We start from the raw sequence: 1365 nt of genomic DNA, 5'->3' as shown, positions 1-1365 counted from the left end.
GTGTTGACCCACTGCGCGTCTGTGGGTCCGTTGGCGCGCACGTCCACCGATGACGGCGTGCGCTGGAAGACGAAAAGATGGCGCGCCGCGGCGGCAAGATGAGGTACACACTGGACCGCCGTCGCCCCGGTACCGATGATCCCGACACGTTTATCGGCCAGGTTCTCGAGGGCGCCGCCGGTATAGGCATAATCCCACCGGCTGGTGTGAAACGTGTGACCGCGAAATGATTGGATGCCCAAGATGCCGGGTAACTTGGGCTTGGCTTGATACCCGTTGGCCATGGAGACAAATCTGGCCCGTATTTTGTCGCCTCGGTTGGTTCGGATGATCCAGCGTGAATCTGCTGAATCCCAACGAATCTCATGTACGTCGGTCTGCAGACACGCGTCTCGGTACAAGTCGTAATGCCGGGCGATGCGCTGGCAATGCGCCAGAATCTCCGGCCCTTTTGCGTACCTCTCCACGGGAATGTAGCCGAGCTCCTCCAGCAACGGCATATAAACGTAGGACTCCACGTCGCAGGCGATGCCCGGATATCGGTTCCAGTACCAGGTGCCGCCCACATCGGCCGCGCGGTCTATCAGCGTGATGCGTTCGACACCGAGCTGGCGGAGCCGCACGCCGGTAAGTAGCCCCCCGAAACCGGCGCCGATGATCCCGACGTCAACCTCGTCCGTGATGGGTTCCCGGGTGAAAGACTCTTCCGCCCAGGGGTCGTCGGCGAATTGGGCGAACTCACCCGCAATTTCTATGTACTGCGCGATCCCTTCCGGGCGCAGTCGCCGAGCCCGTTCTTCGGCGTATTTCTGGCGCAGCGTATCGACGTCTAGTGCCGGGCGAAAAGTCTGCGTCAAACCCCAAGCCCCCTCTCAGTGACCTGACTCTATTATCAATCGATTGATTGCATCAAGGGCCGTCGTGCTCTAGACGAATCGGGGGCGGCGCGAAACTACGAGCCGTCGAACAGCGCGCCTCTTACCAGGACCTTCGCCGAGCTCAGCGCGGCCAGGTAGTCCTCCAGTGGCAAGGCCGCAGCCAGCTCGGTCAGGCCATAGATAAGGGCATAGATCGCCTCCACCGTGGCCCTCGGATCCGGGTGGTCGCCAAGTTCCCCGCGCTGGCACGCCTCCTCGACAAGGCCCTCGATGATCTCCCGAAACCTGTTGAACCCGCCGTCACCCTCCGCGCGGAATTGCGCCTGAATCGCCCACTCGAATGCCGCCAGGTCTGGGTACTCACACATCAAGTGGCCGCATTCGTCCAGCACCGCTTCAATTCGCTCGACGACGTCGCCGGGACCTTGCGCCGCCTGGCGCAGCCGTGGCATCGCGGCCTCGGCTCTTGCCGCGATCGTCGCCTTGA

At 62.3% G+C, this 1365-nt stretch carries 1 protein-coding gene and 1 pseudogene; both read right to left on the bottom strand.

Features of this window, described 5'->3' with window-relative positions; genetic code table 11:
* Positions 1–857: flavin-containing monooxygenase (locus F0Q45_RS26005; RefSeq protein ID WP_149656592.1), on the bottom strand; the 857-nt coding region annotated here is incomplete at its 3' end.
* A 95-nt stretch (positions 858–952) separates the two neighbouring features.
* A pseudogene (locus F0Q45_RS28240) lies at positions 953–1365 on the bottom strand (TetR/AcrR family transcriptional regulator); the annotation flags it as partial.

The sequence above is a fragment of the Mycobacterium simiae genome (genome assembly GCF_008370645.1).
Classification (GTDB): Bacteria; Actinomycetota; Actinomycetes; order Mycobacteriales; family Mycobacteriaceae; genus Mycobacterium; species Mycobacterium simiae_A.
The sequence above is the reverse complement of the archived record's forward strand: the minus strand, read 5'-3'. Positions and strand labels throughout refer to the sequence as shown.